Source organism: Streptomyces sp. Ag109_G2-15 (assembly GCF_900215565.1).
GTDB lineage: Bacteria > Actinomycetota > Actinomycetes > Streptomycetales > Streptomycetaceae > Streptomyces > Streptomyces diastatochromogenes.
Genome location: NZ_OCNI01000001.1, coordinates 7,231,923 through 7,254,574, shown reverse-complemented (window position 1 = coordinate 7,254,574; position 22,652 = coordinate 7,231,923). Strand labels below are relative to the sequence as shown.

16 protein-coding genes and 1 pseudogene are annotated in these 22,652 nt (G+C 72.1%); 10 read left to right on the top strand and 7 right to left on the bottom strand.

The features are described 5' to 3' along the window. Positions 1 to 34: 34 nt before the first annotated feature. Positions 35 to 355 carry a hypothetical protein gene (locus CRP49_RS46560; protein ID WP_143670039.1) on the bottom strand — a complete coding sequence of 107 codons (321 nt, stop codon included), beginning with the start codon at positions 353 to 355 and terminating at the stop codon, positions 35 to 37. A 73-nt stretch (positions 356 to 428) separates the two neighbouring features. Beyond that, positions 429 to 1,190, bottom strand: a complete 762-nt coding sequence (locus tag CRP49_RS32605) for a class I SAM-dependent methyltransferase (protein ID WP_097256573.1) — start codon at positions 1,188 to 1,190, stop codon at positions 429 to 431. A 222-nt stretch (positions 1,191 to 1,412) separates the two neighbouring features. Here CRP49_RS32605 and CRP49_RS32600 point away from each other — a divergent pair, with 222 nt between their 5' ends. From CRP49_RS32600 to CRP49_RS32580, 5 genes and pseudogenes are all read left to right on the top strand, one after another. Next, positions 1,413 to 2,777: an IS701 family transposase gene (locus tag CRP49_RS32600; RefSeq protein WP_373560377.1), complete on the top strand. Its 1,365-nt coding sequence runs from the start codon at positions 1,413 to 1,415 to the stop codon at positions 2,775 to 2,777. Positions 2,778 to 2,838: 61 nt separating this feature from the next. Continuing rightward, positions 2,839 to 4,899, top strand: coding sequence for a SpoIIE family protein phosphatase (locus CRP49_RS32595; protein ID WP_097256572.1), 2,061 nt, complete (start codon positions 2,839 to 2,841; stop codon positions 4,897 to 4,899). A gap of 554 nt (positions 4,900 to 5,453) precedes the next feature. Then, positions 5,454 to 5,891: pseudogene (locus CRP49_RS32590) on the top strand (alpha-ketoglutarate-dependent dioxygenase AlkB); the annotation flags it as partial. 82 nt (positions 5,892 to 5,973) lie between these two features. Further along, positions 5,974 to 6,720, top strand: coding sequence for an MBL fold metallo-hydrolase (locus tag CRP49_RS32585; RefSeq protein ID WP_097256571.1), 747 nt, complete (start codon positions 5,974 to 5,976; stop codon positions 6,718 to 6,720). 31 nt (positions 6,721 to 6,751) lie between these two features. Further along, positions 6,752 to 7,987 carry a DUF4032 domain-containing protein gene (locus CRP49_RS32580; protein WP_097256570.1) on the top strand — a complete coding sequence of 412 codons (1,236 nt, stop codon included), beginning with the start codon at positions 6,752 to 6,754 and terminating at the stop codon, positions 7,985 to 7,987. Here the strand turns inward: CRP49_RS32580 and CRP49_RS32575 are convergent. Continuing rightward, positions 7,984 to 8,847 carry a universal stress protein gene (locus CRP49_RS32575; RefSeq protein ID WP_097256569.1) on the bottom strand — a complete coding sequence of 288 codons (864 nt, stop codon included), beginning with the start codon at positions 8,845 to 8,847 and terminating at the stop codon, positions 7,984 to 7,986. The two genes, CRP49_RS32580 and CRP49_RS32575, sit on opposite strands and share 4 nt — an antisense overlap. A 55-nt stretch (positions 8,848 to 8,902) precedes the next feature. Between CRP49_RS32575 and CRP49_RS32570 the strand changes: the two genes are divergently transcribed. The 5 genes from CRP49_RS32570 (at position 8,903) to CRP49_RS32550 (ending at position 15,874) form a co-directional block, all read left to right on the top strand. Further along, entirely contained in the window at positions 8,903 to 9,256 is a 354-nt protein-coding gene (locus CRP49_RS32570; protein WP_097256568.1) for a VOC family protein, read from the top strand. Positions 9,257 to 9,377: 121 nt separating this feature from the next. Then, positions 9,378 to 11,054 (top strand): FAD-dependent oxidoreductase, encoded by a 1,677-nt coding sequence (locus CRP49_RS32565; RefSeq protein WP_097256567.1) that lies wholly within the window; start codon positions 9,378 to 9,380, stop codon positions 11,052 to 11,054. Beyond that, positions 11,051 to 12,529: an ATP-binding protein gene (locus CRP49_RS32560; protein WP_097256566.1), complete on the top strand. Its 1,479-nt coding sequence runs from the start codon at positions 11,051 to 11,053 to the stop codon at positions 12,527 to 12,529. Before CRP49_RS32565 ends, CRP49_RS32560 begins: the two co-directional genes overlap by 4 nt. Further along, positions 12,526 to 12,876, top strand: coding sequence for a UBP-type zinc finger domain-containing protein (locus CRP49_RS32555; RefSeq protein WP_097256565.1), 351 nt, complete (start codon positions 12,526 to 12,528; stop codon positions 12,874 to 12,876). Before CRP49_RS32560 ends, CRP49_RS32555 begins: the two co-directional genes overlap by 4 nt. A gap of 55 nt (positions 12,877 to 12,931) precedes the next feature. Further along, complete coding sequence (locus tag CRP49_RS32550; protein ID WP_097256564.1) at positions 12,932 to 15,874, top strand: helix-turn-helix transcriptional regulator; 2,943 nt, start codon at positions 12,932 to 12,934, stop codon at positions 15,872 to 15,874. 18 nt (positions 15,875 to 15,892) lie between these two features. Here CRP49_RS32550 and CRP49_RS32545 read toward each other — a convergent pair whose 3' ends face one another. Genes CRP49_RS32545 through CRP49_RS32530 form a run of 4 tightly spaced genes read right to left on the bottom strand, consistent with a single transcriptional unit; the run spans position 15,893 to position 22,502 of the window. Next, positions 15,893 to 17,113, bottom strand: coding sequence for an SGNH/GDSL hydrolase family protein (locus CRP49_RS32545; RefSeq protein WP_097256563.1), 1,221 nt, complete (start codon positions 17,111 to 17,113; stop codon positions 15,893 to 15,895). Then, positions 17,110 to 19,461, bottom strand: a complete 2,352-nt coding sequence (locus tag CRP49_RS32540) for a glycoside hydrolase N-terminal domain-containing protein (RefSeq protein WP_097256562.1) — start codon at positions 19,459 to 19,461, stop codon at positions 17,110 to 17,112. The genes CRP49_RS32545 and CRP49_RS32540 overlap by 4 nt, the downstream gene beginning before the upstream one ends. 13 nt (positions 19,462 to 19,474) lie before the next feature. Continuing rightward, positions 19,475 to 21,277, bottom strand: coding sequence for a carbohydrate-binding protein (locus tag CRP49_RS32535; protein WP_097256561.1), 1,803 nt, complete (start codon positions 21,275 to 21,277; stop codon positions 19,475 to 19,477). Positions 21,278 to 21,314: 37 nt separating this feature from the next. After that, positions 21,315 to 22,502, bottom strand: a complete 1,188-nt coding sequence (locus tag CRP49_RS32530) for an ROK family transcriptional regulator (protein ID WP_097256560.1) — start codon at positions 22,500 to 22,502, stop codon at positions 21,315 to 21,317. Positions 22,503 to 22,652 lie beyond the last annotated feature (150 nt).

Here is a 22,652-nt window from a genome sequence, read left to right as displayed (position 1 = left end):
GTGGCGGCACAGGACTTCCAGGCGCTGGGTTGCCTCACGGAAGAGCCGGTCGATGTGGTGTCGGCTCGCCCTCAGGAGCAGGTGGACGGGTGCTCTGGAGTCGATGGCGACGGTCCAGGTCTGTCGAGGGTGTCAGGGTCCACTCTTCGAGCAGCGCCAGGACGCCGGGGGCATTTGCTTCCTGGGCGCAGTACGCGAAACGTCTGCCGGGATCCCAGACGATGATCCGTTCGCGAGCGCGGATCACCCGGTACAGGCGGAAGTAGCGCACGCAACCGACAGCACCTTGATGCTCGAAGCCCAGTTCTGCACCCGTACCCAGGAACTGCAGGAGGTCAACGAGCGCCTGCACCAAGCACTAGGCGCCCGTGCGACGCGCGCCGTCGAGGTCGACTCACGCCCATCCTCGGCGCGGGCGCGTCCTGCGTTCAGGCTGCGGCGCGGAAGACGTACGCCGTCATCGGGGCGGTGACCGGCCCTGGGCCCAGACGGGCCGTCATCTCCTCGATGACGGTGGCCCGGACGGCCGGTTCGTCGCCGCGCTCCTCAACGGCCGCGCGCACCGGTGTCCCGGTGAGGTACCCGGTGGCAAGGTCGGCGGTCGACGCGGCCCGGCCCTGAAGCGTCAGCTCCTGCTCGTCCTCGACGGCGAACCCGGCGGCCGCTAGATCAGCGGCCACGACAGCGGGGTCGGCGTAGCCGTGCGGAACCGTCGGGAAGAACCGCGGCGGGTCGACCGGAAAGGCCCGCTCCAGCCCGGCCTGCAACGCGACTTCGAAGGCGTGCGTCCCGAGCGGGCCCCAGGTGTTGAACAGGAACCGGCCGCCCGGGGCCAGCACCCGGCGGACCTCGGTGAATGCCTCGATGCGGTCGGGAAAGAACATCACGCCGAACTGGCAGATCACCAGGTCGAAGCCTCCGTCCGGGAACGGCAGCCGCTGCGCGTCGGCCTGCCGCCACACCGCGCCCGGGGCCCGGGTCGACCCGAAAGCGACCATGGCCTCGTTCAGGTCGGTGGCCGTCACCTCGGCTGAGGGTGCAGCTGCGAGCAGGCCCGCCGTCAACACGCCGGTTCCCGCAGCCAGTTCGAGGATTCGCCGAGGGTGGAGTGCCGCCGCCCGGGTGGTCAGGTCCTCGGCGAACGGCCGGAAGACCACCGGCACGAGGTACTGCTCATAGGCCGCCGGCATGGACTCGGACCACCGCCGGTCGGTATTGATTCCTGTCACCCTCAGGACGGTAGCGCCGTGTCAGGAAACCTCTTCCCCGCCGCGCCGCCATGCACCCTGGAGCTAGCCCCACCTGACGAAGTGGCAGGGTAGACGTTCTCTGACGCGGCAATAGTAGTGCTTGGTCAGGTTCACTCTCCGGTGGAGAGTCTCCTTGATTGCCTGTGCTGTTGAGCGGGTGTGATGGCTGAGGAGCTGGCAGCGGTCCGGTGTGATCTGGAGGACTTCGCTGCGGAGGTGTTCGAGCCGTTCGCGCGGGCGGAGCAGCGCCGGTGGGGCGGGGTGTATCTGCGGGGCCTGCTCCTGGACGGGCGGCGCAAATCGGTGGAGCCGATGTCCGTCCGGCTGGGCGAGGACGGCAACCGGCAGGCCCTGGCCCACTTCATCACCACCAGCCCGTGGGATCCGGCACATGTCCGCGCCCGCCTCGCCTGGAGGATGCAGCAGGTGATCAAGCCGAGCGTGCTGGTCATCGATGACACCGGCTTCCTCAAGGACGGCGATTCGTCCGCGTGCGTGTCGCGGCAGTACATCGGCACCGCCGGCAAGGTCACCAACTGCCAGGCCGGAGTGTGCCTGCATCCGGCGTCCGACGGCGCCTCGGCGGCCGTCGACTGGCGTCTGTTCCTGCCCGAAAGCTGGGATCCCGCTTCGCCGAAGGCCGATCCGGCCAAGGTGGCCCGCCGCAAGCCGTGCGGCATCCCTGTCGAGGTCGGCCATGTCGAGGAGTGGCAGCTGGCCCTGGACATGATCGACGAGACGCGGTCGTGGGGCATCGACATCCCCCTCACCGTCGCCGACGGCGGTCACGGAGACACGGCAGCTTTCCGGCTGGGCCTGGAAGAACGCGGACTCGACTACGTGGTGGGCATCTCCACCACGACCACCGCCCACCCGGAAGAAGCACAGCCGCACACCCCGCCCTACGGCGGCCGTGGTCCCCGGCCCCAGCCCGACTACCCCGAGCCGGCCCGGACCGTGAAGAACCTGGTCATCGCGGCCGGCCGGAAGGCCGCCAGGCCGGTGCAATGGCGGGAAGGCTCCCGGCCCGGCAGCGGCCGCAGCGGGGTGAAACGCATGTACTCACGCTTCGTGGCCCTGCGCATCCCTCCTGCCGGACGCGAGATCCGCAAGAACGCCGACGCCCCCGAACTGCCCGTGCGCTGGCTGCTGGCCGAATGGCCCGCCGACCAGACCGAACCGGTGCAGTTCTGGCTGTCCAGCCTGCCCGCCGACACGGCGCTGGCCACCTTGGTGCGCACCGCGAAACTGCGCTGGCGTATCGAGCACGACTACCGCGAGATGAAACCGGACGTACAGGCCGGCGGCGATGAGGAGGTCGCCGGCCTCCATGGTGACGAGTACCTACGCCGGTCCCCGCGCCTCCGCCGCACGCTCCGGATGGGGCGGGACGGCGACCACATGGTCGAGTTACATCGCATCCCGTTCCAGCACCGGCTCGGCGTTGATGCCGAGACCGGCCCGAGGGTTCACCACCGGAGCCCAGTGACGCATCGCCGCCACGACCTGCCCAGAGGGTCCGGATAAATGCGCCGGTTCATACTTACTAGAGAAGGCGGCGAAATGCCCGGCGGTAAAGAAGACGGCGATGTCGGAACCCCAGGTGGGGGAGCAACGGGCCACGGTCAGGCATGCAGCGGCCTGGTGGGACGTACTGCCGGTCGCTCTGGTCATCTGCGACGGCGATGGTCGGATCCTGCAGTGGGCGATGGCCGCCGAGGCGCTGCTCGGCTACCGGGCCGATGAGGTCCTCAGCCGGTCCGTCACCGACTTTCTGCTCTCCGAGGACCGACGCGCTGTCCCTGCTCTGGGGGAGACGGTCGCCTCTGGGCGCAGCGTGATCGGATCCTTTCTGGTACGGCACAAGAACGGCTCCCTGGTGCCACTCGAGGTGTGGGGGTGCCCGGCAGCCGGAGCGGACGACAGAGGCTGGGGCATGATCTGGCTCGCTGCCGACGCCCGCGCCGCCCAGCGTGCCCGAGGAGCCGACGCCTTGCTGGACGGACTGTTCGCCCGCTCGCCCGTTGGCCTGGCCGTCTTCGACACCGAGCTCCGTTTCGAGCAGGTCAACCCTGCGCTGGAGGCGATGAACGGCGTACCGGCCGCCGCGCATGTCGGTCGGCGGCTGGGGGAGGTCCTGCCCGGGGTCAACACCGAGCAGATGGAAGCGGCGATGCGCCGGGTGCTGGACACCGGCGAGGCGGTGGTGAATTTCCGGCGCATCGGCCGCACTCCGGCCAACCCAGACCAGGACCGGGTCTGGTCCTGCTCCTACTTCCGCCTGGACGACCCGGGCGGCCGCCCACTGGGCGTCAGCGCCTCGATCATCGACATCACCACCGACCAGGACGACGTGGACACCGCACGCGGGCGGGCGCGACTGGATCTGCTCAACGAAGCCGCGCTGCGGGTCGGCACCACCTTGGACGTCACCCGCACGGGGCAAGAGCTCGCCGACCTCGCCGTACCCCGGCTGGCCGACATCGCCACCGTCGACGTACTCGCAGAGGTCACCGAGGCCGCCGACCCTCTGACAGGCCTGTTCGCCGGCGCGGTCATGCGCCGACTCGGCAAGGCCCCGGCCTACGGCATGCCAGCCGCCGATGTCCTCGCCCCCGTAGGCGGTCCCCTGCGCTTCCCAGCCGGCGCCCCCTACGCCCAGGCACTCATCGACCGCCACCCCTACCTCCTGGAACGCTTCGACACCCAGACGCTGGCCCGCGCCGCCCGCCACACCCCCACCCCGGGCCGACTGCACCGCCTGGGCGTGCACTCGATGCTGATGGTCCCCCTCGTCGCCCGCGGCATGGTTCTTGGCATGTCCACCCTGCTGCGCGGCCCAGGCAGCCCCGCCTTCGACACCTCCGACCTCGGCCTCGCTTGCGACCTCGCCGCACGCGCCGCACTGAGCATCGACAACGCCCGGCTCTACCATCGCGAACACGACACGGCACTGATCCTGCAGCGCAGCATGCTCCCCCGCCACCTGCACCCGCCGGACGGCATAGAGGTCGCCCACCGCTACAGGCCGGCCTCCGACGTCAACGAAATCGGCGGCGACTGGTACGACGTCACCACCCTCGCCCCCGGCAAAGCGGCCCTGGTCATCGGCGACGTCATGGGCCACGGCATCACCGCCGCCGCCGTCATGGGCCAGATACGCACCGCCGTACGGACCCTGGCCCATCTCGACTTTCCACCCGACCAGGTGATGCAGCACCTCGAACGCACCATGCAGGAACTCGACGACCCCCTGCTGGCCACCTGCCTGTACGCCGTCTGCGACGCCAGAACCGGCCGCTGCCGACTCGCCCGCGCCGGCCACCCCCCGCCTGTCCTCATCACCCCCGACGGCACCGCGCGCCTGCTCAACCTGCCTCCCGGCGCCCCCCTCGGCATCGGCGACATCCCCTACACCGCCACCGACATCACCTTGGAACCAGGCAGCACCCTCGTACTCTTCACCGACGGCCTGATCGAAACGAGAGGCGGCGACCTCGACCAGCGCCTGACCAAACTCACCGACCTGCTCACCGGCACCACCCACAAGCTGGACCAGCTGTGCGACACCCTGATCAGCCGCCTTGCCCCCACTCCGGCCGAGGACGACATCGCCATCCTTGCCGCCCGCATCAGTCCTCCGACCTGACCGGCAAGCGGCAGGCGAGCCTGCGGCGCCGCATCATCGCTGCCTGCGCCCCGTGCAACCAAGTCAACCTGCCTTCGTCCCACCAGGCAGCAACCGCACCAATCGATTGCGCGAGCAACACCGCCCGGGATACGCCTCACTGGACCTGGTCTGATACACCTCGCCACCGGCCAGACGGCATCGCCGAGCGGCGCAGGCCGAGGCCGTGCCCAACCCGTGCCCGTAAGACCTAAATCTGCTGCACCGCTCGCCTCGGACCCACGCAGGCAACCGCCCGGAGATGCTGCGGGGCCGCCCTACACCTCCGCGCGGTACGTTCGCTGCAGCAAGGTTGATGCTGCTGACAGTAGCGGTCTCGCGGTCTCCATCCGGCCGGTCCAAGCCACCTGACGGCCCCTCACCCAAGTCAGCACGGGGTCAGCAACAGCACCGCCGGCACCCGACACAGAGCGCCACGGAACGCCAAGATCAATAAATTGGCCCTGCCTCCCCTGACCTGCTGAAACGCAGGTCACGAGGCCATCTGCTAGCCTCAGCGGAAGATCCGCTTGAGGTTGTACGACAACGTGGTGGCCGTACCGCGGCTGCTCGCCTTCGACGCGGCCCAGGACCCGCTGCCGCACCCCGTCCTGGACGAGGCCCGCGCGGCCCTGTCCGCGCACTACGCGGCGGAGCTGGGCGAGCCGTTCACCACCGCCGGGCTGTGCTTCTACCGCGACGGACGGGACAGTGTGGCCTGGCACGGCGACCGGATCGGGCGGGGCGCCCGGGAGGACACGATGGTCGCGATCCTCTCCGTCGGCGCGCCCCGGGACCTGCTGCTGCGGCCGGCCGGAGGCGGCGGCACAACGGTCCGGCGGCCGCTCGGGCACGGCGACCTCATCGTGATGGGCGGCTCGTGCCAGCGCACCTGGGAACACTGCGTCCCCAAGACCGCCCGGGCGGCGGGACCGCGCATCAGCATCCAGTTCCGGCCGCACGGCGTGCAGTGACGCGGCCACCCTCTTGCGACGGGCGGTACGGCATCTGGTTGGCTGTCCCCCTCGATCAGTCGCTCAGGGCCTCGGAGAGACCATGCAGGCAGACGTACGCCAAGTCGCCGACGACACCTACCTGGTGCACGGCCACAACACCAACTGGGTGATCCTCAAGGACGGGGACGCCGTCACGCTGGTGGACACCGGGTACCCCGGGGACCGGCAGGGCGTCCTCGAATCCCTCGCCGCGGTGGGCAGCTCACCCGAGGCGGTCGCCGCCGTACTGATCACCCACGCGCACAACGACCACGTCGGCTCCGCCGAGTACCTGCGCGGCACCTACGGCACCCCGGTCTATCTGCACCCGGCGGAAGTCCCGCACGCGCGCCGGGAGTTCCTCCAGCAGGCCACCATCGGCGACGTCGTGCGCAATGCCTGGCGGCCCGGCGTGGTGCCCTGGGCGGTGCATGTGATCCGCGTGGGCGGGACCGCGCACAACCCGGTCACGGCCCCCGAGCCGTTCCCGGCCGAGGGCGCGCTCGACCTGCCGGGCCGGCCCGTCCCCGTGCACACCCCCGGCCACACGGACGGCCACTGCGTCTACCACCTGCCCGACGCCGGGATCGTGATCTCCGGCGACGCGCTGGTCAGCGGCCACGCGACCTCGCGGCTCAAGGGTCCCCAGCTGCTGCACGACTTCTTCCACCACGAGCGCCCCCGGGCCCTGGCCTCGCTGGAGTTGATCGGGGCGCTCGACGGCGACACCCTGCTGCCCGGGCACGGGCCCATCCACCGGGGCTCGGTGCGGGCCGCCGCCGACCAGGCCAGGGAACGCGCCTCCTGAGAACGTCCGGCGGGGCCTTAAGGTTCGTCCCATGGCCTTGCAGATCAGCGCCACGAACCCGGAGCACCCCGCGCTCCTGCTCGAACTCCCCTGGGACATGCCCCTGGAGGAGTGGCCCGAGGAGTACCTCGTGCCGCTCCCCCGGGGCATCTCCCGGCACGTCGTGCGCTACGCGCAAGCCGGCGACGAGGTGATCGCCGTCAAGGAGCTGGCCGAGCGGCCCGCACTGCGCGAGTACGAGCTGCTGCGCGACCTGGACCGGCTGGGCATCCCCGCCGTCGACCCGCTCGCGGTGGTCACCGGCCGCACCGACCGCGCCGGCGCCCCGCTGGAACCGGTGCTGGTGACCCGGCATCTGCGCGGCTCGCAGCCGTACCGCTCGATGTTCGAGACGACCATGCGGCCGGCGACCATGCACCGGCTGATGGACGCCCTCGCGGTGCTGCTGGTGCGGCTGCACCTGGCCGGGTTCGCCTGGGGCGACTGCTCGCTGTCCAACACGCTGTTCCGCCGGGACGCGGGCGCCTACGCCGCGTACCTGGTGGACGCCGAGACGGGCGACCTGCACCCCCGGCTCAGCCCCGGGCAGCGGGAGTACGACCTCGACCTGGCCCGGGTGAACATCAGCGGCGAGCTGCTGGACCTGGAGGCGTCCGGCGCGCTGCACCCGTCCGTCGACCCCGTCGAGTTCGGCCACGAGATCTGCACCCGCTACGGCGGCCTGTGGCAGGAGCTGACCCGCACCTCGGTGTACCCGGCGGGGAAGTACCACTACATAGAGCGCCGGATACGCCGGCTGAACGACCTCGGCTTCGACGTGGCCGAGATGCAGATCGAGCACTCCTCGAACGGCGACACGGTCACCTTCGTGCCCAAGGTCGTCGACGCCGGCCACCACCAGCGCCAGCTGCTGCGGCTGACCGGCCTCGACGCCGAGGAGAACCAGGCCCGGCGGCTGCTGAACGACCTGGAGAGCTGGATGGCCACCCAGGACGACTACGCGCCCGGCGACCCCCTCGCCGCCCGCCCCGAGGTGCTCGCCCACCGCTGGGTGCGGGACGTGTTCCGGCCCACCGTCCGCGCGGTCCCGCTGGAGCTGCGCGGCACCATGGACCCGGCCGAGATCTACCACGAACTGCTCGAACACCGCTGGTACCTGTCCGAGCAGGCGCAGCACGACATAGGCCTCGACACCGCGGTCGAGGACTACATCGCGCACGTCCTGCCGAAGGCCCGCGCGACCCTGGAGCCGACGACCCCCGACTAGTGCGGGACCACGGCCACCGGGCACTCGGCGTGGTGCAGCACGCCGTGGGTGACCGAGCCGATGCGGGCGCCCACCGCCGTGCGGTGCGCCCGGCGGCCGACGACCATCAGCTGGGCCCGGCCGGCCATCGAGAGCAGTACCTGCCCCGCGCTGCCCATCTCGATGTGCTCGGCCACGGGCACCTGCGGGAAGCGCTCGCGCCACGGCCGGAGCGCCTCGGCCAGGGCCTTCCGCTCGTACGGTTCGAGACCGCCGGCGTCGTCCAGGAGCTTCAGCGAACCGGGGCTGTAGGCGAAGACCGGCGGCAGCGTCCAGGCCCGTACGGCCCGGACGGTGGCGCGGCGCGCGGCCGCCGTCTCGAACGCGAACCTCAGCGCGGCCGCGCTGTCCTCCGGAGCGCCGTGCTGGCCGACGACGACGTCCCGGCCGGCCGCCTCCGCCGCCGGCTCGTTCCCGGCGCGCACCAGGACCACGGGCCGGTGCGTCCCGGCTATCACCTGCTGGCCGACGGAGCCCAGCAGGAACCCGACCACCGTGCCGTGCCCGCGCGAGCCGAGCACCAGCATCTCGGCCTCCGCCGCGGCGGCGACCAGCGCCTCGACGGCCCCGCCCTCGACCACGTCGACGTTCACCCGAAGCTCCGGATGGCGCGTGGAAACGGCGCGCACGGCGTCCGCCACCCCGTCCGACACCCAGCCGTGCTGGGTGTCCCGGTCGACCGCGCCCAGGCCCTCGTGGAACCGCCAGGCGTGCACCACGCGCAGCGGCAGCCCCCGGCGTACGGCCTCCCGGCCCGCCCAGTCCAGCGCGGCCAGGCTCTCCTCCGTACCGTCCACCCCTGCCGTGATCGGGCGTGTCATGCGCGGGCCTCCAAGTCCTCGGGCGTCTACGGCCAGTCTTCACTACGCTGCGGGCATGTCCTTGGAATGGGAACAGGTGATCGTCGACGCGGCCGACCCGGTGGCCCTGGGCCGCTGGTGGGCCGAAGCGCTCGGGTGGGTGGTGGTCAACGAGGCCTCCGACGAGTACGAGATCCGGCCGGCGCCGGACCGGCTGCCGGGGCTGCTCTTCGTACCCGTGCCCGAGATGAAGACGATCAAGAACCGGCTGCATCTCGACTTCCGGCCCGACGACCAGGCGGCCGAGGTGGCCCGGCTGCTGTCCCTCGGGGCCCGGCACGCGGACGTCGGGCAGGGCGAGCAGCCGTGGGTGACGCTCGCGGATCCCGAGGGCAACGAGTTCTGCGTGCTGGGCCGGCGCCAAGGCTGAGATCCCGGTCCTCCGCCATCCCGGAGCGAACCCCGGCGATCGAACATACGATGGGCGGGAGCCGGTGCGGTGGCCCCAGCGACACCGCCCCGTGGATCCGATCGCTCGGGGTGGGAGACGCATGGCACAGGGTGCCGACGCAGCACGGACCGTCATTCTGACCGTGGACGACGACCCGGGAGTGTCCCGTGCCGTCGCCCGTGACCTCAGGCGGCGCTACGGCGCGTCGTACCGGATCGTGCGCGCCGAGTCGGGAGAGTCCGCGCTGGAGGCGCTGCGCGAGCTGAAGCTGCGCGGCGACCTGGTGGCCGTGATCCTCGCCGACTACCGGATGCCACAGATGAACGGCATCGACTTCCTGGAGCAGGCCCTGGACGTGTATCCGGGGGCCCGGCGCGTGCTGCTCACGGCGTACGCGGACACCAGCGCGGCGATCGACGCGATCAACGTCGTCGATCTCGATCACTATCTGCTCAAGCCGTGGGATCCGCCGGAGGAGAAGCTCTATCCGGTGCTGGACGACCTGCTGGAGGCGTGGCGGCACAGCGACTACCGGCCCGTGCCCAGCACCAAGGTCGTGGGGCACCGCTGGTCGGCGCGGTCGTCGGACGTGCGCGAGTTCCTGGCCCGCAACCAGGTGCCCTACCGCTGGTACTCGGTGGAGGAGCCGGAGGGGCAGCGGCTGCTGGCCGCGGCCGGGCAGGACGGGCAGCGGCTGCCGCTGGTGATCACCCCGGACGGCACGGTGCTGGTCGAGCCCGAGGCGCCCGAGCTGGCCGCACGGGTGGGTCTGGCGACGACGCCGACGGCGGACTTCTACGACCTCGTCGTGATCGGCGGCGGTCCGGCCGGGCTCGGCGCGGCGGTGTACGGCGCCTCGGAGGGGCTCAGGACCGTGCTCGTGGAGCGGTCGGCGACCGGCGGGCAGGCCGGGCAGAGCTCCCGGATCGAGAACTACCTCGGCTTCCCGGACGGCGTCTCGGGTGCCCAGCTCACCGACCGGGCACGGCGGCAGGCGGCCAAGTTCGGCGCCGAGATCCTGGCCGCGCGCGAGGTGACGGGTCTCGAGGTCAACGGCGCGGCCCGGATCGTACGGTTCGCGGACGGCTCGGCGATCGCGGCGCACAGCGTCATCCTGGCGACGGGCGTGCAGTACCGGCAGCTGGAGGCCCAGGGCTGCACCGATCTGACCGGCTGCGGGGTGTTCTACGGCTCCGCGCTGACCGAGGCGGCCGCCTGCCAGGGGCACGACGTGTACATCGTCGGCGGCGCCAACTCGGCGGGCCAGGCGGCGATGTACCTGTCCAGGTTCGCCAAGTCGGTGACGCTGCTGGTGCGCGGCCCCGACCTGTCGGCGTCGATGTCGTACTACCTGATCCAGCAGATCAACGAGGCCCCGAACATCGAGGTGCGCAGTCACACGGTGGTCGACGCCGCGCACGGTTCGGACCGGCTGGAGCGGCTGACGCTGCGTCATGTGGCGAGCGGTGAGAGCGAACAGGTCGACGCACAGTGGATGTTCGTGTTCATCGGCGCGGCTCCGCTGACCGACTGGCTGGGCGACACCGTGCTGCGCGACGAGCGCGGGTTCATCCTCGCCGGGCCCGATCTGACCCCCGACGGGCGGCCGCCGGTGAGCTGGGAGCTGGACCGGCCGCCGTACCACCTGGAGACCAGCATTCCCGGCGTGTTCGTGGCGGGCGACGCCCGTGCCGAGTCCGCCAAGCGTGTCGCGTCCGCCGTCGGAGAGGGAGCCATGGCCGTCATGCTCGTCCACCGGTATCTGGAGCAGTCATGAGCGGGCAGTTGATGCCGTGCAGTCCCAAGGAGATCGGCTCCCTGTTCCTGTTCGAGAAGCTGACGCCGGAGCAGTTGGGCCGACTGTGCAGCGAGGGCCGGGTGGAGCTGTTCCAGCCCGGCCCGGTGTACGCCGAGGGTGACCCGGCCACCTGCTTCTTCGTGATGATCGAGGGCACGGTCGTGCTGTCCCGCCAGGTCGGCGGCACCGATGTGGAGGTCACCCGCAGCTCGCAGCGCGGGGCGTACGCGGGCGCCATGCAGGCGTACCTGGGCGACCGGGTGCGGCAGGTGTACAACAACTCGATGCGGGTGACGGAGCCGACGCGGTTCTTCGTGCTGCCGGCGGACACCTTCGCGGCCGTCATCAGCGAGTGGTTCCCGATGGCCGTGCACCTGCTGGAGGGGCTGTTCTTCGGTTCGAAGAACACCCAGGCCATGATCGGGCAGCGGGAGCGGCTGCTGGCGCTCGGCTCGCTGTCCGCCGGGCTCACGCACGAGCTGAACAACCCGGCCGCGGCGGCCGTCCGGGCCACGTCGACCCTGCGGGAGCGGGTCGCGAAGATGCGGCAAAAGCTCGCGGTCATCGCCGAAGGCCCGTTCTCCCGGGACGCGTTGGCAGGCCTGATCGAGATCCAGGAGCGCACCGCCGAACGGGTCGCCAAGGCTCCGGCGCTCAGCCCGCTGGAGGCCTCCGACCGGGAGGACGTGCTCACGGAGTGGCTGGAAGACCACGGCCTCGACTACGGCTGGCAGCTGGCGCCGACCTTCGTGCAGGCCGGGCTCGACATCGACTGGCTGGAGCAGGTCGCGGCTGCCGTGGACGAGGAGATCCTGCCCGGGGCGATCGGCTGGCTCAACTACACCATCGAGACCGAGCTGTTGATGAACGAGATCGAGGACTCGACCACCCGTATCTCGCACCTGGTCGACGCGGCCAAGCAGTACTCGCAGCTGGACCGGGCGCCCTACCGGGTGGTGGACGTGCACGAACTCCTCGACAGCACACTGCTGATGCTGTCGGGCAAGATCGGCCCGCACATCCAGGTGGTCAAGGACTACGACCGTACGCTCCCGCAGGTCCCCGGCTATCCGGCGGAGCTGAACCAGGTGTGGACGAACCTCATCGACAACGCGGTGTGCGCCATCAACAGCGCGGGCGGTGACGGCATTCTGACCGTGCGGACGGCGCTGGACCACGAGCGGATGCTGGTGGAGTTCCGGGACACCGGACCGGGCGTCCCGCCGGAGATCAGAAGCCGTATCTTCGATCCGTTCTTCACCACCAAGCCGGTCGGTCAGGGCACCGGGCTCGGCCTGGACATCTCCTGGCGGATCGTCGTGAACAAGCACCACGGCACCCTGCAGGTCGAGTCGGTGCCCGGCGACACCCGGTTCCAGGTGCTGCTGCCGCTGACCGCCGAGACGCCCGACGACGAGGCGTCCGCCCTGACGACCCCCGAGGAGGCAGCATGAGCGGCCAGGCCGCGATCGACCCGAGCGTTCCGCCGAGCGGCACCGGGTGTGTGGAGTGCGACGAGGCCGGCGGCTGGTGGTTCCACCTGCGCCGGTGCGCGACGTGCGGGCACATCGGCTGCTGCGACGACTCCCCCGCCAAGCACGCCACCGGCCACTACCGGGAGACCGGGCATCCGGTGATCCGCAGCTTCGAGCCGGGCGAGGGCTGGTTCTGGAACTACGACACGAACGAACTGTACGAGTCCGGGCCCGAACTCGAGCCTCCGGTCAGTCATCCGGCCGACCAGCCGGCGCCGGGTCCGGCCGGGCGGGTGCCCGCCGACTGGGCCGAGACGCTGCGCTGAACGCCCGCAGGTCAGGCACGCGGTCGTTGTCGGTGCCGCGTGTCAGGATGGGGCCGTGTCACAGACCGCCTTCATCACACCGCCGTTGATCGGCCGGGACGGGGAACTGGCCCGGCTCACGGGCGTACTGGAGCATGCCCGGCGCGGCGCGGCGCGGGCGGTGCTGATCGCCGGGGACGCGGGCGTCGGCAAGACCCGGCTGCTCGACGAGGTCGCCGGGCGGGCGGCGCGGGCCGGGACGACCGTGGTCACCGGGCACTGTGTGGACCTCGGTGACGTCGGTCTGCCGTATCTGCCGTTCACCGAGATCCTCGGCGTGCTCGCCGCCGACGAGCGGTACGCGGCCGTGCTCGCCGCGCACCCCGCGGCGGACCGGCTGCTGGGCGCGGGAGCGGACCCGGCGCGGGACCCAGGCGGGCGGCTCAGGCTCTTCGAGGACGTCGCCGGGCTGCTCGCCGACCTGGCCGCCGCCGCACCGCTGCTGCTTGTCCTGGAGGACCTGCACTGGGCCGACCAGTCCTCCCGCGACCTGCTGCGCTTCCTGCTCAGCCGGGGCGTGTTGCACCGGCCCGGCCCCGGCCGCCGGCTCGCGGTGCTCGCCTCCTACCGCGCCGACGATCTGCACCGCCGTCATCCCCTGCGCCCCCTGCTCGCCGAGCTGGTGCGGCTGCCGGCCGTGGAGCGCCTGGAGCTGCGGCCGCTGCCCGACGCGGAGGTCGCCCGGCTGGTGCGGGCGCTGCCGGAGCGCCCGCTGCCCGAGGCCACCGTGCGCGGCATCGTCGCGCGTGCCGAGGGCAACGCCTTCTACGCGGAGGAGCTGGTCGCGGCGGCCGGTGCGGACGCCGACGGGGTGCCCAGCGCGCTGGCCGACCTGCTGCTGATCCGGGTCGAGCAGCTGTCGGAGACGGCCCAGCAGGTGCTGCGGACGGCCGCGGTGGCCGGTCGCCGGGTCGGGCACGATCTGCTGCGGGAGGCCGCCGGGCTGCCCGAGGACGAGCTGGAGTCGGCGCTGCGCGAGGCCGTGGGACGGCAGCTGCTCGTCCCCCGGGACGGCGACACGTACGCCTTCCGGCACGCCCTGACGCGCGAGGCGGTCTACGCCGATCTGCTGCCCGGCGAGCGGTCCCGGCTGCACGGCGCCTACGCCCGCCTGCTCGCCGCGCGCGGACACACCGCGGAGACCGCGGCCGAGCGCGCCCACCACTACCGCGAGAGCCACGACCTGCCCGAGGCGCTGACCGCGTCCCTGGAGGCGGCCGACCACGCCCAGCGGCTGGGCGCCCCGGCCGAGGAGCTGCGGCACCTGGAGACCGCCCTGGACCTGTGGTCCTCGGTGCCGTCCGAGGCACGGCCCGGCGCCGACGGGATCGACCCGGTCACGCTGACGCTGCGCGCCTCCGCCGCGGCCGCGCACGCCGGGGACTCCCACCGTGCGGTCTCCCTCACCCGGGCCGCGCTCGCCGAGGTCGGCCAGGACGCCGACTCCGCGCTCGCCGCCCGGATCCGCTACACCCTCGCCGGGAACCTGCTCACCGTGGACCGACTGCAGGCCGCCTTCCGGTACAGCAGCGAGGCGCTGGCGCTGATCCCGGCCGAGCCGCCGTCGCGGACCTGGGTGTGGGCGGCGGCCACGCATGTCATGGCGGCCCGTCACCTCGGCGCGGACGAGACGGCCCTGAGCATCGCCCAGCGCGCCCTGGGGGTCGCGGAGGAGCTGGGCATGGCCGACGCCCAGGCCGATCTGCTGGTCTCCCTGGCCAACCTCGAAGGAGGCGGCCGGCGCTCGGCGCAGGGCCAGGAGACGCTGCGGCAGGCCCGGGAGCTGGCACGCTCGGCCGGGCACGGTCCCGTGGAGATGCGGGCGCTGTTCAACCAGGCCATCAGCCGCTTCGAGGCCGGCGACCTCGACGCCTGCCTGCGGCTGCTGGCCGAGGCGCTGGAGCGGGCCCGCCGGGCCGGCCTGCTGTCCTCGCCCTATCCGCTGGGGATGCGGCATCTGCAGCTGCTGGCGATGTACACGCTCGGCCGCTGGGACGAGTGCCTGCGGGTGGCGGCCGACGCCGAGGCGGGGCTGCCCGCCACGGGCGCCTTCGCGGCGGGCCCCGCGCTGTACGTGGCGGTGGCACGCGGGGATCTCGGAGCGGTCGAGCGGGCGCACGCCCTGCTGGACGGCCCGTTCAACTGGATGGGCACGCTGATCGCCGGCATTGTCCTCACCGACGCCGCATCGCTGCGTGGCGACCCGGAGGCGGCCGTGGAGCGGATGCGGGCGACGCTGACGGCGCTCGGCGACGACTCGGGACGGCGGCCCGACGTGGCCGTCCGGCTCGCCGCCCTCTGCCTCGCGGCCGTCGCCGATCGCGCCGCCGAACTGCGCCGGGGCGGGGACGAGCGGGAGCTGCGCCGCTGGACGGACACCGCGGCCGAGCTGCTGGAGCAGGCGCGCGGCTCGGCCGGGCGGGACGAGGAGGGCCGTCCGCAGGGGCCTGAGGGGCAGGCGTGGCTGGCCCGCGCCGAGGCGGAGTGGGCCTCTGCCGTGGCGGGTCCGGATCCGGCGGCCTGGGAGAAGGCGGTCGCCGCGTTCGGGTACGGCGACAGCTACGAGCAGGCCCGGTGCCGGCTGCGCCATGCGCAGGCCCTGATGGCGGCCGGCCGCGGCGCGGAGGCGGTCGAGTGCGCGCGGGAGGCCCGGCGGACGGCGGCCGCGCTCGGGGCCGTACCCCTCCTGGAGCGCGTCGACGAGCTGATACGCGCGGTCCCTTCGCCCGGCGAGGACCGCGTCGCGGCGCTGACCGCGCGGGAGCGGGACGTGCTGCGGCTGCTCGCGCGCGGGCGCAGCAACCGGCAGATCGGTGAGGAGCTGTTCATCACCGGGAAGACGGCCAGCGTGCACGTCTCCAACATCCTGGCCAAGCTGGGCGCCGCGAGCCGTACGGAGGCGGTGGCGGTCGCCTACCGCCAGGGGCTGATCGCACCGGAGCCGACCGGGTCGGGGTGACCCGGTCGGCCCCGGGTGTCAGCGGGTGCAGTCGAGGCGGCCCAGGTCGACGGCGTCGGCCAGGGCCTGCATGCCCTCATCGTTGGGGTGCAGATGGTCGCCGTTGTCGAAGAAGGGCAGGATCCGTTCGCGGACGTAGGGGCTGCGCAGGGTGTGGTCGAAGTCGGTGACCGCGTCGAACTCCCCGCTGGTGAGGATGAACCGGTTGACGTCCTGGCGTACGGCTTCGGCGGCCGGGTCCCATTCGGACCAGCCCTCGAACGGGCCGACGGTCGCGGCCACCACGCACTTCCCGGCCGCGTGCGCCCGCTGGACGATCTCCCGGTATCCGGCGATCAGGTCGGCCGCGGTGACACCGGTGTGGGCCTTGAGGTCGTTCACCCCCTCGAAGAGGAAGACGGTGCGCACACCGGGCAGGGCGAGGACGTCCCGGTCCAGCCGGCGGAGGGCGCTCTGCCCGGCGCCGTCCGCGAGGACCTTGTTGCCGGAGATGCCCTCGTCGGCCACGCCCTTGACGGTCGTCCCGGCCGTGCCGAGGCGCCGGGCCAGGTAGTCGGGCCAGCGCCGGTTGAGGTCGGTGGTGGACTGCCAGCCGTCGGTGATGGAGTCGCCGAGCACCGCGACGGCACCGGTGGCGGCGTTCGACGGGCGTACGGAGACGGCGTCGAGGTACCACCAGGATCCGGTCGTCTCGGCCCAGTTGGCCGCGCCGGCCTCGGCGGTGTGGTCGCCGTGGGTCAGGTACGACGTCTGCATCGCCATCCCGTGGCCGGTGGCCGGGCCCGTCGCGTCCGGGGTGTGCAGGCTGACGACCAGGTTGACGGCGGTGGGGAGCTTTCCGGGCAGCGGGTCACTCCACGCGACGGCGCCGGCCGGGACGGTGACCGTGCGGGCGCCGCCGAAGGTCAGCCGCCGGTTGCTGCCCGGCCGGAGTGCGGCGCCCTGGCGCTGCAGGCCGGCGTAGACGCTGTCCAGGGTCAGCGGGCGGTCGCCGAAGGCGTTGGACAGGCGGATGCGCAGGTCGCCGCCGCCGACGCTGGTGTGCACGACGAGCCGGTATCCGCGGTCGGCGGTGCCCTCCTCCAGCCGGTCGGCACTGGCCGCCCAGGTGACGACTCCGGTGGCCTGGGTGGTGGCCTCGGGCAGCCGGGCGGCGGCCCGGGCGGGTACGGACTGGCAGGCGACGGCCACCAGCAGGACGGCGGCGATCCGGCAGACGCGCCCCAACCGGCCGGTCACCGCGCGAGGTCCTTCAGCGTGACGGACTCACCGGGCTCGAGGCGGACCGTCCGGGACGTGCCTGCGTATCCCACGGAGGTCATGGTGCCGCCGATGCTGCGGATCCGCACCTCGGTGGGTTTCCCGTCCCGCCAGCGCAGGTCGACGACGAAGCCGCCGCGGGCCCCGGCACCGGTGAGCGACCCGGCGGCGGCCCAGGCCTCGGGCAGGGCGGGCAGGAGTTCCAGACGGCCGGGGCGGGAGTACAGCAGCATCTCCACCGCGGCGGCCGGGGTGCCGAAGTTGGCGTCGATCTGGAAGATGCCCCGGCCCTGCTCGACCTGGTAGATGTCGAAGAGGTTGGGAGCGGTGCCGTTGCTGCCGCCGCTGGACGGGCGGAGGTTGTTGACGATCAGCCGGTAGGCCTTGTCGGGGTTCTTCAGCCGGGCCCAGCACAGCGCGCGCCAGGCGTTGGCCCAGCCGAAGCTGTCCATGCCGCGGGCGGTGAGCAGGGCGGTGGCGCCGGCGACGATGTCGGCCGGGGTGGAGCCGTCGGGGCGGATGCGGTCGCCGGGGAAGAGGCCGACGAGCGGGGACAGGTGCCGGTGGGTGGTCTCGCCGAGGTTGTCCGGGGACATCCACTCCTCCAGCCAGCCCGTCTTCGGGCTCACGGCCGGGAGGTGGAGGCGGTCGCGGAGCGCGCCGATGGTGCGGGCGTACTCGGTGTCCCGGCCCAACTCGGCCGCCGCGGTACGGAAGTTGCCGAAGAGCGCCCACACCAGTTCCTGGGCGTAGGTGATGCCCTTGGCGTCGAGCGGGCCCTGCTCCGGGGACCAGTCGCTGTCGGCGATCAGCACCTCCTTCGAGGTGCCCGGCAGGGTGTGGGTGAGCAACCGTGCCTCCCAGAACTCGCAGGCGCCCTTGAGGAGCGGGTAGATCTTCTTCAGGTGGGCGCGCGATGCCGTGAACTCGTAGTGCTCCCACAGGGAGTTGCACAGCCAGGCGTTGCCCGCCGGGTGCCACCACCAGCCTCCTCCACCATAGGGGTTGGTGGAGATGGCCACGGTCCAGCCTGCGTTCTTGCCGCTGGAGTTGCGGTAGCGGTTGCGGGAGTCGTCGAAGAGTCTCCTGGTGAGGTCGGTCCAGGAGGGGAGCTGGGCCACGCAGTAGTCGGTGAACGCGTCGAAGCAGGGGGACAGACCCGCCCGGTCGGCCATCCAGTAGTTCATCTGGATGTTGATGTCGGTGTGGTAGTCGCCCATCCAGTCCGGGTCGTTGCCGTCGAGCCACAGTCCCTGCAGGCCCATGGGGAGGCTGCCCCGGGAGCCGGAGATCATCAGGTAGCGGCCGAACTGCAGGTAGGCGGCCTCGAGTTCGGGGTCCGGTGTGTCGTCCAGGGCGCGGGCCCTGATCCGCTCCCAGGTGTCCAGGGCGCGCTGCTCGGCGGAGGAGGTGCCGAGCCGGATGTCGAACCGTCCGTACAGCGCCTGGTGGTCCGCGACGTGGGTGCGCAGCAGCGCGTCCGCCGGATGGCCGGCGGCGGCGCGGACCTTGGCGCGGGCGAGGGCCTCGGGGTCGAGGGCGGCGTTGCGGTAGTGGGCGGCGGCGTCGGGCGCGTAGTTGGTGCCGCCACTGAGCACCACGGTCAGGTCCTTGCATCCGGAGAAGGTGACGCGGGTGCCGTCGACACGGACGGTGCCGCCGTTGCCGTACGCGGTGACCGCGGCCGCGTACCGCAGTCCGTTGCGGAAGGAGCCGGCGAAGGACGTGGCGCTCGACGTCTTCTCGCCGTGGGTGCCTTCGAGGGTCACGGTGCCGGTGTATCGGCCGCCGCCTTTCTGGGTGAGGTGCAGGACCACCACGTCGTCGGGGCGGCTCGCGAACAGCTGCCTCCGGTACGTCACTCCGGAGCGGACGTACGACGTCGTCACCACGCCCTGGGCGAGGTCGAGGGTGCGGCGGTAGCCGGTGACGGCGCCCAGGTCGTGGTCGGGGATGTCGACGGTGAGCCGGGCGAGCAGGGTGAGCGAGCCGAAGTCGTCGCGGCCGTAGGGGAACTGGCCGTCGGAGTCGAGGGTGTCGTTGAGCCCGCCGGTCCACAGGGTGGCGTCGGTGACGAACAGGACCTCCCGTCCGGGATCGTTGGTGGCGAGCGCGCCGAGCCGGCCGTTGCCGACGGGCAGCCCCTGTTCGATCAGCGAGTGCTCGTCGGCGGGGGCCTGCCACCACAGCTGGTGCCGGGTGTCGGGCGCGGGAGTCGCGGTCGGCCGCTGCGGGACCGCGCTCGCGGTGAAGGAGGGCAGCGAGGCGAGGGCTCCGGTCGCCGCGGCCAGGGCGAGGAAGCCGCGTCTGCTGGGCGGATTCTCCATGAGGGGCTCCGATTTACTGGCGCGGTGACTTGGGGACGTCGATGCGGTCGATGTCCGGTGCGTAGTCCGAACCGCTGTCGAAGGTGAGGGTGTTGGCTCCCGCCTTCAGGGTCACCGGCACGCTCACCGTCTCGACGCTCCGCCAGTCGCCGGTGGAGGGGAACTTGTGCCGGGTGGCGCCGCCCGAGTCGGCGGAGACGTTGACCGAGCGGGCGTCGCCGCTGACGTACGCGACCTTGATCAGGTAGGTGCCGGGCTTGTCGACGACGACGTCGTTGAAGCGGAGCTTGCCGCCGAGGTAGAGGTTGCCGACCTTCTTGCCGCCGGAGCAGGCCGAGCAGTCGGCGACGGAGGCGTTGCCGCTGAGGGTGTTGGCGGCCGACTCGGCCTCGTAGCCGGTGGTGTGCAGGGCGCTGCCGTGCGGGGTGACCGTGAACAGGCGGGAGCCGTGGGCGGGCAGGGCTTCGGTGATCTTGTTCTGGTACGTGCCGAGGTTCTCGTGGTTCCAGAGGTCCCGGACGCCCGCCTTGCCGGTGAAGCCGAGGGACGACCAGTCGGCGGTGACCGCGGAGGGCGAGCCGGCGAGGTTGAACAGGGCCACGGTGTAGCCGCCGTCGGGGTTCTTCGCGGCCCACACCTGCTGCGGGTCGGACGGGGTGACCGGCCGGGCGGCCGGGGCGTCGGCCTGGTCGACGGCGATGACCTCCTTGTTGGTCAGCAGGGAGAGGCCGTAGCCGTCGAGCTTCGTCAGGTCGTCGCCGGTGTAGAGCGGGGACTTGGCGACGGCCCACAGGGTGGCGTAGGTCTGCCGTTCGGCCTTGGTCAGTCCGTCCATGGCGCCGTTGCCGACGTCGAGGGAGTCGAGGTCGTTCCAGCCGCCGGGGCCGGCGTGCCTGGTCCAGCCGGGGGTGTCGTCGAAGCGGTCGTCGACGGAGTTCTCCCAGCTGACGAGGGTGTTGCAGTAGCACTCGACGTCGGTGTCGACGCGCCAGCCGTCGGAGTACTTCTTCCAGTCGGCGGCGTGCCCGATGTCCAGGGACCAGGAGATCTCCAGGTGGATGGGCCGGCCGGTGGCGGCTATCGCCTTCTGCCAGGCGGCCACGTCGGCAACGTTGTCGTAGTTGTCGCCGCTCTTGAAGGAGCCGGGGCCCACGCCGTCGAGCTTGAGGAAGTCGTAGCCCCAGTCGGCGAGCGTCCGGGCCTGGGAGTCGACGTACTTCTGGGTGCAGGGCTTGGCGAAGTCGAGCTTGTAGGCGCTGTCCCAGCCGTTGGTGGTGCGCAGGTCACCGTAGACGATGTCGGCGGTGGTGCAGCCGTCGGCGTGCCAGATCGGCACCTTGCCGTCGCCGTAGGCCTCCTTCTCCAGGCCGACCGGGAGGTAGATGCCGGCCTTGAGGCCCTTGGCGTGGATGTGGTCGGCGACCGGCTTCATGCCGTGCGGGAAGCGGACCGGGTCGGGCTTCTGGCGGGCGTAGGCGTCGAACTCGGGCGCCCAGGTCCTGTCCCGCCACCAGCCCGCGTCGATGTTGACGTAGGTGTAGCCGTACTTCTTCAGCTTGGTGGCGAGTGCGTCGGTCTGCTTCAGGACGTTGGCCTCGGTGAGGTAGCTGTAGTCGCCGTCCGGGTTGAGACCCGGGTACTTGGACGACTGCATGCTCCAACTCGACCAGCCCATATAGGGCTTGGCGGCCAGGGCCGGACGGGCGTCGGCGTGTGCGGCGGCCGGTGCGGTGGTGGCGAGGCCCGCGGTGAGGGCGAGGACGACGGCGGCTCTGAGCCCGCGTGCGGGCAGGACGGAATACGAGGGTGACCACATGGGCCGTACCTCCTGGGTGGGTTCGGGTCGGGGCGGCTCAGCCCTTTCCGCTGCTGGGGGTCGAGGTGATGAAGGACTGGATCGCGGTGGCCGCGGCCCCGCGGGCCCACTCCTCGAAGGGGAGCGGGCGGGTCTGTACGTCGCACTGGGCGGCCGAGCCGAAGGCGGCCGCGGTGAACGCCTCGCGGATCTGCTCGGCGAAGAGGTCGTAGGCGGCCAGGCCCTCGCCGGAGATGATCACGCGTTCGGGTCCGAGCAGGTTGGCCACGGTGGCGATGCCCCGGCCGATGGCCTCCCCGGCCCGCGCGTAGACCTCGCGGGCCCCGGGCACGCCCTCGTGGGCGAGGGCCACCGCCTCGGCGGTGTCGGCGACTTGACGGCCCGTCACCTCGCGGACGCGGGCGACGATGGCGGCGTCCCCGGCGATCGCCTCCACACAGCCGCGGTTGCCGCAGTGGCAGGGCGCTCCTGCCGGGTCGATGACGATGTGGCCGATCTCGCCCGCCACGCCGTGCGCGCCCGCGACCACCTGTCCGTGGACCACGAGTCCGCAGCCGATGCCCGCGCCGACGGTGACCACGGCGAAGTCGCTGAGGCCCGCTCCGGCGCCGAACCACTGCTCGGCGACGGTCAGCGCGCGCACGTCGTTGTCGACGGTGACCGGCAACCCGCTGATCATTCCGGCGAGTTCGCCCAAGGGTACGTCCCGCCACTCCAGGAAGGGCGAGTAGCGCACCACGCCCTCGGCGCGATCGACGTCGCCGGAGACGGCGATGCCGAGCCCGAGGACGGGGGCGCCCGACTCGGCGGCGTGGCCGAGGAGTTCCTGGACGAGGTCCGCGATCGAGGCCAGCACCTTGGAGGTCGCCCGGTCCTGGAGGGGGGCACGCCGGGCGAGGCGGATGCGGCAGCACAGATCGGTCAGTACGGCGATCAGCTCGTCGCCGGTCGCCTTGACGCCGATGAACAGGGCCCGTTCGCCGTTGACCCGGACCAGGTTGGCGGGCCGGCCGAGGGCGGGGCGGGCCTCCTCGTCGGCGCCCTCCACCAGATAGCCGGCCTCCAGCAGGGGGCGGACGGCCTTGGTGACGGCGGCCGGGGACAGCCCCGCGCGGCGGCCCGCCTCCAGGCGGGTCAGCGGGCCGTGGGAGAGGACCGTCGTGAAGACCTGCGAGGCGGCCGGCGTGTGGGCCGGGAACGTCTCGGCGTCGGGGGTCGAGCGCATGGCCGGGAACCTATGGCCATTATTTTCCGCTGTCAATAAAAGAAACAGCGGTTGTTGCGGAGGCAGTTGACGCGCCTGCTCACGGCTCCGGACATGCGGATGCCCCGCGCGAGGCGGGGCATCCGGTGGTGCTGGTGTGTGCTGCCGTGC